We start from the raw sequence: 15,878 nt of genomic DNA, 5'->3' as shown, positions 1-15,878 counted from the left end.
TCTAATAAAATGGCAATGGTCATTGGCCACTTGCAATCTATCGCTCGGCCTTAAATTAATATAGGAATATGTGTAAGTAATGCAGTTCAATAAAAAGTATGCCCCGCACACCACTTCAATTATTGTTTTATTCTGCAGTCTTTTTTTAAGTGCTTGTGACGATAGTAATATTGCTCAAGTCGAAAAAATAGTGCACAGCAAAGAAATTAAAACCTTAGCCAAGCTCGGCGAAATCGCCCTCAGTCAAGTTTTTAAAAATGAAGAAGCGCCACCACCCGATCCAAACAACAATTCATTAGATCCCATAGAGCTGGTCACAGGCCGTACTGCCGTTGGCCAACGCGATTTCAATCGTGCTAAGCAAGTTTTACCGGATGTATTTCGCGGTATGGAAAGCGATTTTTACTGTGGCTGCGCCTATAAGGGCAAAGAAATGGACTTGGCCAGCTGTGGCTACACCCCCAGAAAAAGCGAAACCCGCGCCCAGCGTTTGGAATGGGAGCATGTGGTTCCGGCTTGGGTGTTAGGCCACCAGCGGCAATGTTGGCAAAATGGCGGGCGCAAAAACTGTAGCGATAATGATCCGCAATTTAAAAGCGCCGAAGGAAATTTGGTGAATTTAGTGCCATCAGTCGGCGAGGTAAATGGCGATCGCAGTAACTTTGCCTATAGCGCATGGACGCGTAATCCTGAGCCTATGTATGGCCAATGCAAAACCATTGTCGATTTTAAAAATAAAAAAGCCCAGCCTAGGGAGGAAGTACGTGGCCGCATTGCGCGAATTCATTTCTATATGTATGAGCGCTATCAACTCAGCCTATCCAAGCAAGATCAGCAGCTGATGTGCGCTTGGGCAAAAACTTATCCGGTAGATGATTGGGAGGTGAAACGCAATCAGCGCATTATTAAACTGCAAGGCGATGGCAATCACTTTGTGAGCGAGAGCAAGCTCGCCCAATATTGCGTTTAATGCAAAGCTGAAGCGATCTCTATGTCAGTAGATCGCTTCAGTGCCTTTGCAACGCTTACGGCAGTATTTTTAAGGCCGCCGCCGCAGGTTTAGAGAAGTTATAGCCATCGTGTTTATCCCAATTAATCGACCAAGTCATCACGCCTCGATAATCTGGATAAGCTTTGGCGGGCTTAATGCTGCCACAGTTTTTTAATTGAGTTAAGCAGCTCAGTGAATCAGCCACCACTTTGGCAGTTACAAAACCCCGCCCCGCCGATTGTGGCCCCGACGGTACGCCAAATGCCACCTGATCTGGGCGTAAGCCTTTAAACACCCACCCCGTGCCATAACTGGTGGCAAAACCATCGATCAGCATCATGCTGCCCGCCACCAAAGCATCTACCGTGCCCTCATTTAGCGTGGCGGTAGAATACGGTGAGGTGAAGCCACCATTATTGTAATACTGCACATGTAATACCGTCAGCTCATCCCTAAGGCCATCAATAATCGGTAAGTAAGCACCCCAGATACTGCCGTAAGCAATATAGCCACCTTGTACATAAGGATGTTCGGGTGCCATCGATAGGTAAAAGCTTGGCCCTACCTTGGTTTTAAGCTGCTTCACCCCCGTGATGAGATTATTAATAATCGGTGCGCCAATGGATACGCCGCTGCCGCTTTCCAAATCTAAATCAATTCCATCAAAACCATACTTGCTGATAATGGCGTACAGGCTATCCACAAAGCGGCTCACATCCGAGGCATTATTCAGCGTAATCGAGCCATCCTGCCCACCTAAAGACAAGACCACTTTCTTGCCCTTAGCCTTTAAGCTGGCCACATCGGCGATAAATTTCGCCTCGCCACCCGCGTTTTTATCCAAATTAAACGCCACCGTGCCGCCACCTGCATTATCTGCAAACGCTACTACCACCACATTCCAATCATCACTTACCAAGGCCAGCGGGAAAGTATCCCCCGCAGGATTGGTGAAGTTATGCCAATAGCCCACTAAAGCATGCTTAGCTAGGGTGCCTGGGGTTGGGGTTGGGGTTGGGGTCGGGGTCGGGGTCGGGGTCGGGGTCGGGGTCGGGGTCGGGGTCGGGGTCGGGGTCGGGGTCGGGGTCGGGGTCGGGGTCGGGGTCGGGGTCGGGGTTGGCGTCGCAACAAGCTTCCATAGAGAAGGCGCTGCTGCGGGGTTCCAATTGGCACCCACATAGGCAGTGTGCGTCACAAGGGCCTGATAGGTTTTCCCCAAATAAGCCACCTGTGTGCCGCTATTATAAGTGTTGCCTTCTTGCCAATTATCCAAAGCAAATGCTGAAAAACTCAGCATCAGCGAGGCAATTAGCACGGCGATACGGGTGCTGCTAGTCTTTTTAGTCATAACTCCATCCTTATTAAGTATATTGAAAGTGCCCACTACTTTCTATGAAGTAGTTTTAAGCACGACGTCAGCATACAACAAGCCAATAAAGACGTAAGCCTTTGAATATAAAAAAATATTTATTGAAACGCGCTACAGTATCATCTATATGACGAGCCCATTCCCCGCAAAAATTATTAATTTCTTTCATCTTTGCAATGAATAGCCTGCATGCAATCTCTAATGCGACAATGTTAAGATGAACCGATTAGTGCTTTGGATAAAAAAACATGACGCCTTCCCCTATCAGCTTTGAGTTTTTCCCGCCTAGAACCGCCGAAGGTGCAGAAAAACTACGCAATACGCGCAGGCAGCTCGCCCAATTTAAACCGGAGTTTTTCTCCGTGACGTTTGGAGCAGGCGGCACCACGCAAGAAGGTACGCTCAATGCCGTGCTCGACATCCAATCAGAAGGGCACGCTGCAGCGCCACACCTTTCCTGTGTGGGCTCCTCCAAAGAAAGTATCCGCAGCATTGTGCAAAACTATAAAGACCACGGCATTCGCCATATTGTGGCCTTGCGTGGTGATATCCCTTCAGGAATGAGGGATTTTGGCGAGTTTCGTTACGCCAATGAATTGGTCAGCTTTTTACGCCAAGAGTTTGGAGATTGGTTTCATATTGAAGTGGCAGCCTATCCAGAGTTTCACCCGCAGGCTCAAAGCGCCGAAGCCGATATTCGTAACTTTGTAAATAAAGTACGGGCAGGGGCAGATTCGGCCATTACACAGTACTTCTTTAATGCCGACGCCTATTTCCGCTTTGTGGATGAAGTGAATGCACGCGGCATCAATATTCCTATCGTGCCGGGCATTATGCCTATCCAAAACTTTAGCCAATTAGCTCGTTTTTCTGAAATGTGCGGCGCAGAAATTCCACGCTGGTTAAGGCTACGTTTACAAGCATTTGGCGACGATACCGCCTCTATTCGTGCTTTTGGCCTTGATTTCGTTACCGAACTATCTGACCGTGTATTAGCAGGTGGCGCACCCGGCCTGCATTTTTATACCCTAAATGCTGCCGGTGCCGTTTCTACAGTGTGCCAGCGCTTGGGGCGCTAGGCATTTTGGCAATACTCACCTGATTACGCCCACCGTGTTTAGCACGATACAGCGCTTGATCTGCCATGCGTAAGAAGTCAGCAGGGCTGGCTTCTTCATCCCCTAAAAAAATAGCCACACCCTGACTCACGGTTAGAGGCCCGCCATCTGCCTGCAATAAGCCCAATTTAATAATCGCTAGCCGTATCCGTTCAGCTAATGATTTTCCAATACGCATATCTGTCTGAGGCAATAATAGCGCAAATTCTTCGCCGCCAATCCGAGCAGCGCAATCCCCAGCTCGCTCGGCAAATTGCGCCAATACGGCAGCAATTTTCTTTAGCGCAATATCTCCTTCGCCATGCCCATAGGAATCATTATATTGTTTAAATAAATCCACATCTAAAATAATCAGCAATAATGGCTTATCACTGCGGGTTGCTCGACGCATTTCTTGCAACAAGCAATCATCAAAAGCGCGGCGATTAGCAATATCAGTAAGGCCATCATGATTAGCCTGCAATGCCAATTTTGCATTGGCGGCAAGTAAAGCCTCTTTAGCCGCCTGCAAGGCCAATTGTTGGCGATGATGTGCTAATACATTGGAACACAATCCCACCACCATTGGTAAGATACGCATTTCTAATTTAGAATACTGCCGATGAGGGTTTTTCAAACCTACAAATAAAACACCAAGGCGCTCTGCATTAAAATCAAAAGGTAAAGCCACTAATTTTGCTAGACTTAAATCTCGGCACAGCACTGCTTCACCACAGCTTGCATCTAACTCATCCACACTATTAATAAAAAACACTGACTTAATATTTAAATTGTATTCACTAAGCTGATATAAAGCACGCCGCCCTAATATAAAATCAGCACGAAGCTTACGCCCCTCTTTATGCCATAAATACACCTCTTCTGGCAAAACATCATCTGAAAAACACACGGCAACTAAAGCATCTAGCCCTAACAGTACGCCTGTTTGAGCCAATGTTTCCTCTAATCCAAATTGAGCCTGATTTAATGGCAAATCCAAATAACGCTGAGCATCTTTAGATAACATATGCAAAAAACCAGATAAATAAAGCGTTTCACCTGTACGCTGTGCCACTTCAATCTCTAATTGATCACGGCTTTCTGCCAAAGCATGAATTAATTGCTCGCGCTCTTGCTCATTTTTTAATAAATTACCTTGTAAGGATGCAAAACCTTCTAATAAACAATCCAGCTCATCTTGTACCACGGTAGAAAAAGCAGGGGGAGCAGGTGCGTTTTCTATGCGATTTGCTTGCAATAAATGAGTATGAATAGCCAAAGCATCCAAACGCCGTACCACAACACGGCGTAATAACCATTGCAAAACCAATAGAATGCCTAGCACTAGAATAATTTGTGCAATAAAAAAAGGCAGTACTCGATATGCTAATTGAGACCATACCGCCGAGGCGTCGCCAATAAGACTTAATGTGCCAACCGTGTTACTGCTATTTTTATGCACCAATGCAACGGAATAGCTAAACTCATTTTCAACCCGCTGGCTTAAGCCGCGCTCGTATCGAGCACCACTTGGCGTAATTAACACCACGCCAGCAATACTGGGTAAGGCCGCCAGCGTATCGAGTTCTTCATTAATCGTAATTGGGTCAATATCCCATAGAGCCGCCGTTAAGCGTGGGCCATGATTCTGTACAGTATTGCTAAGCCGTGAGCGTAATCCAGATGAAATATCAAAATAAACAATCCCTGCATACGCAACAATCAGGATCAGCATAAATAATATGCCAATCCGTAGTAATACTTTATTCAAGCGCTTCGCTATCGGTTGAAAATTTCGCTTTGATCTGGATAGCTTCGCCGAAGAATGGCCACTCACTTCATACTACTCCTTGCAATAAGCAGCTTACTATCCTGCGCGCAAGCCCTCGATTTATTTGTTTTTCCAGCCATTCTAGTCGAAACACAAGTATCCAAAGTAGCGAAAGATTCCCCACTATAATGATTTATTTTAGGATTAATGGCTTTACTGTAACGTGAAAAATCATAAAGGCTTAAACCTTGGCGGCTAAAGCGCGATAAAAATAAATCCGCATTATTTGCATTCACCATGCTAAACATAGGCAATTGTATTTGCGTACCTTGTGCGACAAAATCATAGCCATGTGCATAATCATACAGCAGCACCATACTCCATGCGCCTAATAGAAAGTGCCCTGCCGCTAAAGCTGTCAAACGGCCCTTCTTTATCATTGATATCGCATCATTAGAATGATTAATTGCTGAGACTAAAATAGCTTGGTCACGCCCATAACGGCGCTCCAAGCTAGATAACACTCCAAAAGCCATCAGGTCGTTAGAACACCATACTGCAGCTAAATCAGGATAGCGATCCAATAAGACGGTCATTTGCTCGGCAGCCAAGCCACGGCTCCAATTACCGTGAATAACTTGTTTAAGCTCTACATTGGGAAACTCTTGCAGTGCATCTTGTAAACCCAGTAAACGCTCTTGAGAAGCGGGAGTAGATTTATCTCCTGCCATGGCCAACAATTGATATCGGCCATCTGCGGCAGGTTTTTTACTCTGCACCAAACGCTTTAATAATGTCTTGCCGGTTAAATAGCCTGCTTGGCGATTGTCTGAGGTTAAGCTACCAATCCAGTATTTTAGTTTTTCCCTAGGCAGCCCTGATTGCATGAGTTGCTCCGAGGTTAAATCATTAAATGCTAGCAGTGTAGGAATATGTGCGCGCTCTGCAATCGCCAATAATGGTGGGGCCATTTGCCGCTCATTCACCACAATTAAATAATCCGGCTTTGCCCCTTGATCGATAGCATGCTGTAGCAATAAAGGCATGCGCAAATGATCGCGCTCAGCATAAATAATACGCAGCTCCATGCCTAAATCTTGCGCAGCAGCAGCCATAGATTGGCTTACGCTTACCCAAAATGCTTCGCTAGTTTTGCCTGGATTAATAAATAAAACCGAAATAGCCCAGCTAGGCGAGCTACTTAACAGCAATATCAAAATAGAACAACGACGAAAAAGACTCACATATCACCCATATAATGAATAGGGCGAGCATTATGATCCAGCATGATTACTACTTCCCCAAATGGCGGCCCCGATGTGGCTATTTCACCATTGTAATACGTGCCAATGAAATGGCCTATGAACTGAATCATATAAGGCGGCGGCGAAACCACCCTGTAAGTGACAAGCGTTCTCGCTTAGAAACCAAGACTTCATGCTCAAATTGATTAGATAAAAATACCACCAAACTACCTCCCACAGGAGCAATATCCATATATTGCTCCTCACCTAAATATAAACGCAATTCACCCCCATCATGAGCTTGCCATGCTGGGTTTAAATATAAAACGATGGTCACAACCCGAGTATCTTCTCCACGGTGCTGATCTAAATGGCGCTTATAAAAACTCCCAACTGGGTATATAGCAAAATGACATTCCAACTCATCCAAGCCCAAATATAACTGGGAATTCAGTGCATATTTTAATTCAGCTAACTGCGCTAATGCCGTAGCCGCCAGAGGGTCTGTTGGCTCAATCCAACAAATTTCATCCCCTCTAATTTGCTCAAGCACCGCATGGCATGCATTACGGCCAATTCCAGCCTGATGAAATAAATTTTTTCGCTCTTGCATCACTTGAGCAAGTGCATTTACTTCATGCTGCTTTAAAAACTGCGGTAACACGGCAAAGCCATTCTTGACCAAGCCATCTATAATGAATTCAATGCCCATTGCTCGTTGTTTCACTCGATGTATCATCTTTCGTAGGAATAAAAAAATCTGCAGGCCGCTTTAAAAAACGCCGCATCAATTGGCCCAATAATGGCCGAGTCTGCCTAAAGGATAATTTACGTGAGCGTAATGCCACCCAAAGCGCCAAAGAAAAACTGATCACAAGGTTGGTCATACCAATAATGGCCACACCTAGTAATGAAATCACCGCGATCTGCCAACTCATTTGGAAGTTTTGGGCAACAAGTGCAAAAGAAAAATTAGCCGATGAAAAAGTAATATGGCGAATATCAATAGGCAAACCCAGCAAAGTGCCCACAGTGCCAATAGAGCCTAGCATAATTCCAAAATAAAAATTACCCGCTAAAGCACCTAAATTATGCTCAATATAATTAGCCATTCTTTTCGCCCGGCCTTCTCCAAACCACCGTTTTAGCCAAGGTAGCGCCGCAATTCTCGCAGGAATTTCATTATAAATCGCTTTATTATCGTAATATCCTGAAATAAGCCCCGACATAAATAAGCACACGCCAGCAATCGCAGCATGAAAAATAGCTAGACTGGCAATCGGGCTTAAATCGTGTAGCAAATGTTCAGCTTTTTCTACGCCTATAAAGGGCTCCCCTAGCTGCCACTGCCAAGCCATACCTAATAGTAAGGCCACTGGCATAGCCAGTAATACATTACCTGCAATAGCCACAAACTGAGTTCGGAACACACTAACAATGAGCTCGACTAGCTCGCTCAAACTATCTTTCTGCTTAGAAGAGTAGTGAATTGATGCGGCAATTTTAGCCGCAGTCATTGCTGGCTGTTTAGTAGCCACAGTAAAGTGCAGCATATGAATAAGCATAAAACCAAAGGCATAATTAAAACTAAACGCAATCGCCTCTAATACTAAAGGCAAATGCGCCTTGGTAATTAAAATCTTAAACATTGCCATAAAACCGACCACTATTCCTGCACCCGCTGCAGATTTAAACATCCCAGCCCAATCACGGCGTGTTTCAGCAATATAGTGCTCGCCAGTGTGACTAGCATGTTCAGTGACTTGCAAGGCCAGCAATTCAGTATTTTCAGCAAATAAATCTCTTAAGCTATATTTGCGATTCTCTGCCAGCACAAAAGCATGCAGGGTATTAAGTAACGTGTTTGCTTTTTCTATTGATGGCTCAGGATTAGCTAAAGTTAATAGCGTTTTTAGCCTATCGATATGCTGCCGCAATCGAATCAGTAAGTAGGTAAGGCTAACCGACACACCCTGCTTGGCTGCGTTTTTACGCACTTTTGCAATTACGTCTTCGCACTGAGCCAGTAATACCCGAATCTGCAAATCATCTTCGCTAGGCTTACCATCATGAATTAAATCTTGGCGATAGCGCTCTATCCACGCTAATGTTTCTACATTCTGCCGCACAAAAGGAGATTCAAAGCGTTCAATATCAGGATGGTTTTTAACTATTTCCGGCTCAAGCCCAATCGCAGAAACTCGGCAAGACAAAACTTGTATCGCTTCTAACATTTGTACCAAGGTGCGATTAATACTGTCACGATCCGTTTCATCGTGAAAATGCAGTGCTTTGCCTAAATCAAACCAAATTTCATGCGGCACATTGCCAAACCAAACATGATCCTCTGGATGATTAAATACTGCAGCAAATAAATCTTTTAACGAGGCTAAATTAATAGTTGGAGGCAACAGCCGATGACCAATTCGCCTCACCAATGCATCATAAAGACTTTCATTGGAAAGAATACCCGTGTCGGTATAAAGGTGAACCTGCTTGCTGGTCGATAATATATGCAATAAGTGGCGGCGTAATCCGCTGCGCAGCTCAATATTTTGCTCAAGTAAATAGCAGAGCGATTGAATATTATTGATCGCTTGTGTGGTGTCATCCAGTTTAGCGGGGCGTAATGCAGCAATCAGCTTGATGAGTAGCTCAACAGCCTGCTCTACCGTTGCTACTTGCATTGATTTTAATATTTTTTCCATTCAGTACTCTTTTTATATCATTCATATGAGAGCGTTTTAGTTTAAACGCCACATTACAGCATATTAAAGATGACCCCACTGCCACTAAAATACAGAGATTTAAACCACTCATACTTAGCTCAACATGACTTTCTTTTAATAATCCAGCACGAATTGAACGGGAATCACGTATCGTTGGCAAGCCATCTTTTCCCTTTTCCCATTTATTACAATTTCACATTACTCACTCTGCAGCTCTTACAAAAAATAGGCCGCTAGATTAGCTCATTTCATTTGATGGTTTATGTACAATCAAACCAATAAAATCAGATCATCACCCTGATGACGATGCGGGAGAGCCATATGTATTTGATTTACTTAGTATTAACGGTCTTTATTCTGCTTATCAATTTAGCAGGATTAGGCCGCGTATTTACTTATTACTTTACTGATACCCAGCTTGCACGAGCCTGCGGCACGCTCACACTGATCACCAGCTTATTCTTTATTGAGCATTTCGTGGGCCTTGGCTCGCTCAGTTGGGTTTGGCCACTGAGTACACTTTGCAGTATTGCAATCCTATCCAAGCACTGGAAAACAGGTGGCTGGCGCTCAGAGCTACCCTTTTGGCTACCTTTTCTTTATGTTTTTGCTTGGCGCTTTGCTTTCCCTGATATTGATGGCCAATCTGAACATCTTACCGACTTAGCTTTCGTTTCTAATTACATCAGTGGCAGCCGCCTTCCTCCCAGCGATGTTTGGCTGCCTGGTTACCAGTTTGATATCTATTACGGCTTCTTACATTACGCCACCGCATTAGCTGGCCGAATACTCGCGATCCCTGCTGGCTTAGCCATGAATCTAGGTTTTTGCTTAACGATTGCTTTTAGCATCAGCTTAGCTTGGACTGTTGTTAGCCATTTTTGTTCAGCAACTTGGAAAAAAGCCCTTGTCATCGCTGCTTTATTAATCGGTGGTACGGGCGTTTCTCCACTCTTACCCATACTTTACGCACAAACCGACTCTAGCCCAATTGCTAGCACGCAAGCCGCCATAAATCAGCTATGGGCCAATACCCGCTTTGTAGGGCTATATGATCAGCAAATCAATACCTCCGTCGGCACGGCCCTTTTTCCTAAAGCCGTAGAGGGCACAGCACGTGAGCTACCCCTTGAAACGCTAGCTTACTATATCTACCTCGGTGATTTACATCCGCCATTGGCAGGATTTGCGCTGCTGTTTTTTGCGTTAGCACTGATGATTAAATTAGAAAACACGCAACAAACCAAGTCACTTTCTATAGCGCTTGGGGCAAGCGTGCCGCTGCTCTTGGCCATTAATGCTTGGAATCTGCCCTTGCAAGGTTTGCTGCTACTAGCATGGTGTGGCTATCGCCGCTGCACAGGGCAAAGCTGCTATTTAAAATATCTAATCTTTGGCGCAAGCTTAGCCTTGCTACTGCTTTACCCCTTTATGAATAGCTATGCACCCAATGCGCTTTCAGCGGGGTTTGCCTTTGTTGCCGCCGAAGATCACACCCCATTACGCCAAGGCTTAGCTATTTGGTGGCCGGTGTTATGGCTGGCCGCCCTGGCCATCAGCCAAGGAAAAGAAAACAGACTTGCACTGTGGAGTGCCATAGGCGTATTACTTTTACTTGCTGCCATGGAAATAATCTATATCGATGATCCCCTTTCTGGCAGCTATAACCGGTTTAATTCCACCTTAAAATGGTGGTCTTGGCTTTATCCTGCAGCACTCTTATTACTGGGCTCAATGGCCTTAAGCAGCCAAGCCTACTGGAGGCGTTGCCTTGCTGTTGTCCCCTTGCTTGCCATCTGCACGTATGCGCTACCGCAAGCGCAATATTGGCTTTATCAACCTAAAACCAGCCTTGGCCAATTTGCCGGAGATGGCTGGTTAAAAAATGATATTGCCCATCAGGCCATTCTTAAACACCTGCGTAGTGCCGAGAAAGGTTTGGTATTGGAGGGATTAGATGCTGGCTCCTACACCGCAGCCAGCGCCTTTGCCCTACATAGTGGCCAAGCCGCCGCCTTAGGTTGGCCAGATCATGAAAGTCTTTGGCGCAATCAAGCGGCCTTTATTCAAACCCAAGCGGGTAAAATCCGTGCTTTTTACCACGGTGCCTTGCCCGATGCAGGGCCTTGGTTAGTCAGCCAAAATATTCGCTACATTGTATGGAGCCGCTTCGATCAAGCCCGCGCCCCAGCTGCCTTTGCCTTACTTCGCCAACAACTTGACGCACAATACGCATGGCGCGTCCTGCTTGCAGAAAATGGCGTTGAATTGGGCGTGTGGGAACGACGGAACTAGTTTTCTAAGCTCTATTTAGCTAGGGTCTGTTGACGTTTCATTCGCAATTGCGCTGAGCGAGGAAAATCCCTCGCACGCAGAGGGTTTAGCCCAGTTTTGGGGCTGCACAGCGTTAAAAATCGCTAATGGTACTCGTGCCATGTCGCAATTTTTGCCTTGTTCAGCCCTAAAACTGGGCTAAACGCAGCCGTGAATGAAACGTCAACAGACCCTAGCAGCCTGGCGGACTAAGGACTGTCCTACTGCAAAAACACCGTATTCGGCCATATTTCGCGCATTTTTTCGTTAAATAATCAGCTATTCGCCTCAAAAATGCACAAAATCTGTCTCGAACCGATCATTTTTTCGCTACGGACGCCTAAGTCCGACAGACTGCTAAAAAAGATGTGCTTGACATAAGAAAGCGCCGCGTAAAAAAGACTCTACGCTGCACTTTCTTATTTATATTTGAAGCATGCTCACCTCAGCCATGGCGCAGTTTTTCCCCCTAGCCGCCATTGCTCCTCCAAGCGTGCCCAGATTAGCTCCTTCTGTTCCTCATTCATCATTACCCAAGTTGACACTTCTACAACACTACGCCCACAGCCACGGCATATTTCATCCCCTAACGCCGTTGAGCAAACAGCGATACAAGGTGAGCTAGGGCGCTCTTTTTTCAACATATGATCTCCACAATGAATCGCTAGCGGCAGCTCCACCAGCGCAAAACTTAAAATAAATTAAGCTGTCACATAAGCTACTCGAATCTGTCATCAAACATCGTCACTATTACCCAATCACCTAGCTGAGTTACTCGTATGTCGGAGAGCACTCTCAAGTTTCGTAGTATATGGATCTCTGACCTTCATCTTGGCACTTCAGGCTGCCAAACTGCATACCTACTTGATTTTTTAAAACACTGCGATTCAGACCATCTCTATTTAGTGGGCGATATCATTGATGGCTGGGCCTTAAGGCGCTCTTGGTTTTGGCAACAAAGCCATAATGATGTGATCCAGAAAATCCTCAGAAAAGCCCGAAAAGGCACCAAAGTAACCTATATACCCGGCAATCATGACGAAGGTGCTCGGCAATTTTTGGGCCTCATGTTTGGTGACATTATCATTGAAGATGAAGTGATTCATACCATGGCCAATGGTAAACGCTTCCTAGTGCTACACGGCGATAAATTTGATGGCGTGGTGCAATGCGCAAAATGGCTGGCGATTGTCGGTGATCGCCTCTATACCATTACATTGAAACTGAATCATTGGTTCAATCGGGCTCGCGCCCGCTTAGGCCTCGGTTACTGGTCGCTTTCACAATTCCTGAAGCACAAAGTAAAGTCTGCGGTTAATTTTGTCTCTAATTTTGAAGCCGCTGTCGCCAGCGAAGCAAAGGAAAGAGGCTTAGATGGGGTGATTTGTGGCCATATCCACAAAGCAGAAATGCGCGAAATTGATGGTGTTCTCTACTGTAATGATGGCGATTGGGTAGAAAGCCTCACCGCCTTAGTTGAATTACCCGATGGTGAATTACGCATTATTACTTGGCAAAAATTCTTTATCGATCAACAAGCAGAGCTGATCAATTTATACGCTCCTCATCCTCCTCTCTTCGAAGGAATTGCAGCATGAATATTCTGATTGTGACAGATGCATGGGAACCTCAAGTCAACGGCGTAGTGCGTACACTTAAGCAAACACGTCAAGAATTAGAACACTTGGGGCACATCGTTGACGTGCTCTCTCCACTGGAATTTCGTACCATTCCTTGCCCTACATACCCAGAGATTCAGCTTTCATTATTTCCCGGCAGAAAAATAGCCCAGCGCATCAAGGCCTTCCACCCCGATGCCATTCATATCGCCACCGAAGGGCCGCTTGGCTTAGCAGCACGCCGCTATTGCATCAGAAACAAGCTTCCCTTTACCACGGCATATCACTCGCGTTTTCCAGAATACGTTCAGCTGCGCTTTGGTATTCCCCTTTCGTGGACTTACGCTTGGCTGGCCCGTTTCCACAACGCCGCCGAAGCTGTGATGGCCCCTACTCACGTAGTAGTCAAAGACTTAGAAGCGCGTGGCTTCAAAAAAGTAGTGATGTGGTCGCGCGGCGTAGATCTAAAAATATTCAGCCCAGGCGAACGTGACCGCCTGCAAACCCGCCACCCTATCTTTGTGTATGTAGGACGCGTAGCGGTCGAAAAAAATATCGAAGCCTTTTTACAGCTCGATTTACCAGGCTCTAAATGGGTCTGCGGTGATGGCCCAGCCGCTGCTCAATTACGCTTGAAATACACAGACATCAATTGGCTGGGCGTATTAAGCCAGGAAGAATTAGCCAAGGTTTATAACGCAGCAGATTCCTTTGTTTTCCCATCCAAAACAGATACTTTCGGGCTGGTATTACTTGAAGCCATGGCATGTGGCTGCCCTGTTGCCGCCTATCCAGTGACTGGCCCCATTGATGTGATCGGTAAAGATGGCCCAGGCGCACTCTGTGAAGACTTGCAAAAAGCCTGCCTTGATTCATTAAAAATCAGCCGTGAAGACGTACGCAAACACGCCGAAAAATTCTCATGGGCCGCAGCCAGCCAGCAATTCTTAACTCACCTACACCCATTCACCCCTACAGCACAGAACGAGCTCGCACTCAGCATGGCCAATACGGGCGAATAGCCCCTCCCTTGGGTCGGGTTAGCAGCTTGATGCGTCACCCGACAGTAAATGGGGAGTCGGGAGTGGGAAGTCGATGGGCATTTTTACTCCCCACTCCCCACTCCCCACTCCCCACTCCCCACTCCCCACATTCCTTTCGCGCAAAGCAAAACCCCCGCCTCTTTCGAGTACGGGGGTTCTGTTTACTACATAAGGTGTCTGGCGATGACCTACTTTCACACAGGTAATCTGCACTATCATCGGCGCTAAGGTGTTTCACTGTCCTGTTCGGGATGGGAAGGAGTGGGACCACCTCGCTATGGTCGCCAGACTTTAACGGGTTTCAGGGGACAGGTAACGGGGGACAGGTAAAATACACGTCCTCCAATACTGGCCCTGCAATCAATAGAAGAAGTAGGGTGGGCACCTGTGCCCACGCGTAGATATCGCAAACAATCTGCTTGCTTGCTCACTTTTAAACTCAAATCAGAATTAGGTAGATTGTCAGTATCAGTACAGCTTCAGGTTTTGTCTCCTGACTCCTGCCTACTGATACCTGTATCCTGTCGCACAACACGCGTCTCAGGTTATAGGATCAAGCCTTACGGGCAATTAGTATCGGTTAGCTTAATGCATTACTGCACTTCCACACCCGACCTATCAACGTCCTGGTCTCGAACGACCCTTTAAAAGGCTTAAAGCCTTGGGGAAATCTCATCTTGAGGCGAGTTTCGCGCTTAGATGCTTTCAGCGCTTATCTCTTCCAGATTTAGCTACCCGGCGATGCCACTGGCGTGACAACCGGTACACCAGAGATCTGTCCACTCCGGTCCTCTCGTACTAGGAGCAGCCCCCCTCAAATTTCCAACGCCCACTGCAGATAGGGACCAAACTGTCTCACGACGTTTTGAACCCAGCTCACGTACCACTTTAAATGGCGAACAGCCATACCCTTGGGACCGGCTACAGCCCCAGGATGTGATGAGCCGACATCGAGGTGCCAAACTCCGCCGTCGATGTGAACTCTTGGGCGGAATCAGCCTGTTATCCCCGGAGTACCTTTTATCCGTTGAGCGATGGCCCTTCCATTCAGAACCACCGGATCACTATGTCCTGCTTTCGCACCTGCTCGACTTGTCTGTCTCGCAGTTAAGCCGCCTTATGCCATTACACTATCAGTACGATGTCCGACCGTACCTAGGCGACCTTCGAGCTCCTCCGTTACAATTTGGGAGGAGACCGCCCCAGTCAAACTGCCTACCATGCACGGTCCCCGATCCGGATAACGGACCAAGGTTAGAACCTCAAAGGGGTCAGGGTGGTATTTCAAGGTCGGCTCCACACAGACTAGCGTCCATGCTTCAATGCCTCCCACCTATCCTACACAAACCACTTCAAAGTCCAATGCAAAGCTACAGTAAAGGTTCACGGGGTCTTTCCGTCTAGCAGCGGGGAGATTGCATCTTCACAAACATTTCAACTTCGCTGAGTCTCAGGAGGAGACAGTAGGGCCATCGTTACGCCATTCGTGCGGGTCGGAACTTACCCGACAAGGAATTTCGCTACCTTAGGACCGTTATAGTTACGGCCGCCGTTTACTGGGACTTCAGTCAAGAGCTTGCACCCCATCATTTAATCTTCCAGCACCGGGCAGGCGTCACACCCTATACGTCGTCTTTCGACTTTGCAGAGTGCTGTGTTTTTGATAAACAGTCGCAGCCCCCATTTCTCTGCGACCCATTTC

Annotated in this window: 11 protein-coding genes and 2 rRNA genes; 5 read left to right on the top strand and 8 right to left on the bottom strand. The window is 46.5% G+C overall.

The features are described from left to right. Positions 1-79: 79 nt before the first annotated feature. Positions 80-970, top strand: coding sequence for an endonuclease (locus R6242_RS15605; RefSeq protein ID WP_318428485.1), 891 nt, complete (start codon positions 80-82; stop codon positions 968-970). Positions 971-1,025: 55 nt separating this feature from the next. Here the strand turns inward: R6242_RS15605 and R6242_RS15600 are convergent, their stop codons facing one another. Further along, the gene (locus tag R6242_RS15600; protein ID WP_318428483.1) at positions 1,026-2,339 is read right to left on the bottom strand and encodes a glycosyl hydrolase family 18 protein; all 1,314 of its coding nucleotides are present in this window, start codon (positions 2,337-2,339) and stop codon (positions 1,026-1,028) included. A 269-nt stretch (positions 2,340-2,608) separates the two neighbouring features. Between R6242_RS15600 and metF the strand changes: the two genes are divergently transcribed. Further along, on the top strand, positions 2,609-3,439 hold the full coding sequence (gene metF, locus R6242_RS15595; RefSeq protein ID WP_293933146.1) for a methylenetetrahydrofolate reductase [NAD(P)H]: 831 nt from the start codon (positions 2,609-2,611) through the stop codon (positions 3,437-3,439). On the opposite strand, the gene R6242_RS15590 is transcribed toward metF, so the two are convergent. From R6242_RS15590 to R6242_RS15575, 4 genes are all read right to left on the bottom strand, one after another. Next, positions 3,411-5,228, bottom strand: coding sequence for a GGDEF domain-containing protein (locus tag R6242_RS15590; protein WP_318428479.1), 1,818 nt, complete (start codon positions 5,226-5,228; stop codon positions 3,411-3,413). The two genes, metF and R6242_RS15590, sit on opposite strands and share 29 nt — an antisense overlap. A gap of 62 nt (positions 5,229-5,290) precedes the next feature. After that, positions 5,291-6,472 carry an ABC transporter substrate-binding protein gene (locus R6242_RS15585; protein ID WP_318428477.1) on the bottom strand — a complete coding sequence of 394 codons (1,182 nt, stop codon included), beginning with the start codon at positions 6,470-6,472 and terminating at the stop codon, positions 5,291-5,293. A 127-nt stretch (positions 6,473-6,599) separates the two neighbouring features. Beyond that, positions 6,600-7,199, bottom strand: a complete 600-nt coding sequence (locus tag R6242_RS15580) for a 2OG-Fe(II) oxygenase (protein WP_318428474.1) — start codon at positions 7,197-7,199, stop codon at positions 6,600-6,602. Then, entirely contained in the window at positions 7,174-9,180 is a 2,007-nt protein-coding gene (locus tag R6242_RS15575; RefSeq protein ID WP_318428471.1) for a site-specific recombinase, read from the bottom strand. The genes R6242_RS15580 and R6242_RS15575 overlap by 26 nt, the downstream gene beginning before the upstream one ends. A 342-nt stretch (positions 9,181-9,522) precedes the next feature. On the opposite strand from R6242_RS15575, the gene R6242_RS15570 reads away from it, so the two are divergent. Beyond that, on the top strand, positions 9,523-11,496 hold the full coding sequence (locus R6242_RS15570) for a DUF2298 domain-containing protein (RefSeq protein ID WP_318428469.1): 1,974 nt from the start codon (positions 9,523-9,525) through the stop codon (positions 11,494-11,496). A gap of 458 nt (positions 11,497-11,954) precedes the next feature. On the opposite strand, the gene R6242_RS22315 is transcribed toward R6242_RS15570, so the two are convergent. After that, positions 11,955-12,158: a DUF1289 domain-containing protein gene (locus R6242_RS22315; RefSeq protein WP_412100312.1), complete on the bottom strand. Its 204-nt coding sequence runs from the start codon at positions 12,156-12,158 to the stop codon at positions 11,955-11,957. Between the two features lie 135 nt (positions 12,159-12,293). Between R6242_RS22315 and R6242_RS15565 the strand changes: the two genes are divergently transcribed. Both R6242_RS15565 and R6242_RS15560 read left to right on the top strand, forming a co-directional pair. After that, the gene (locus R6242_RS15565; protein ID WP_318428467.1) at positions 12,294-13,112 is read left to right on the top strand and encodes a UDP-2,3-diacylglucosamine diphosphatase; all 819 of its coding nucleotides are present in this window, start codon (positions 12,294-12,296) and stop codon (positions 13,110-13,112) included. Continuing rightward, entirely contained in the window at positions 13,109-14,155 is a 1,047-nt protein-coding gene (locus tag R6242_RS15560) for a glycosyltransferase family 1 protein (protein WP_318428465.1), read from the top strand. Before R6242_RS15565 ends, R6242_RS15560 begins: the two co-directional genes overlap by 4 nt. Before the next feature lie 196 nt (positions 14,156-14,351). Here R6242_RS15560 and rrf read toward each other — a convergent pair. Beyond that, positions 14,352-14,465: ribosomal RNA gene (gene rrf / locus R6242_RS15555) — 5S ribosomal RNA — on the bottom strand. A gap of 260 nt (positions 14,466-14,725) precedes the next feature. Beyond that, a 23S ribosomal RNA gene (locus R6242_RS15550) occupies positions 14,726-15,878 on the bottom strand; the annotation flags it as partial.

Origin of the sequence: Iodobacter sp. CM08, assembly GCF_033446605.1 — a bacterium.
Classification (GTDB): domain Bacteria; phylum Pseudomonadota; class Gammaproteobacteria; order Burkholderiales; family Chitinibacteraceae; genus Iodobacter.
The sequence above is the reverse complement of the archived record's forward strand: the minus strand, read 5'-3'. Positions and strand labels throughout refer to the sequence as shown.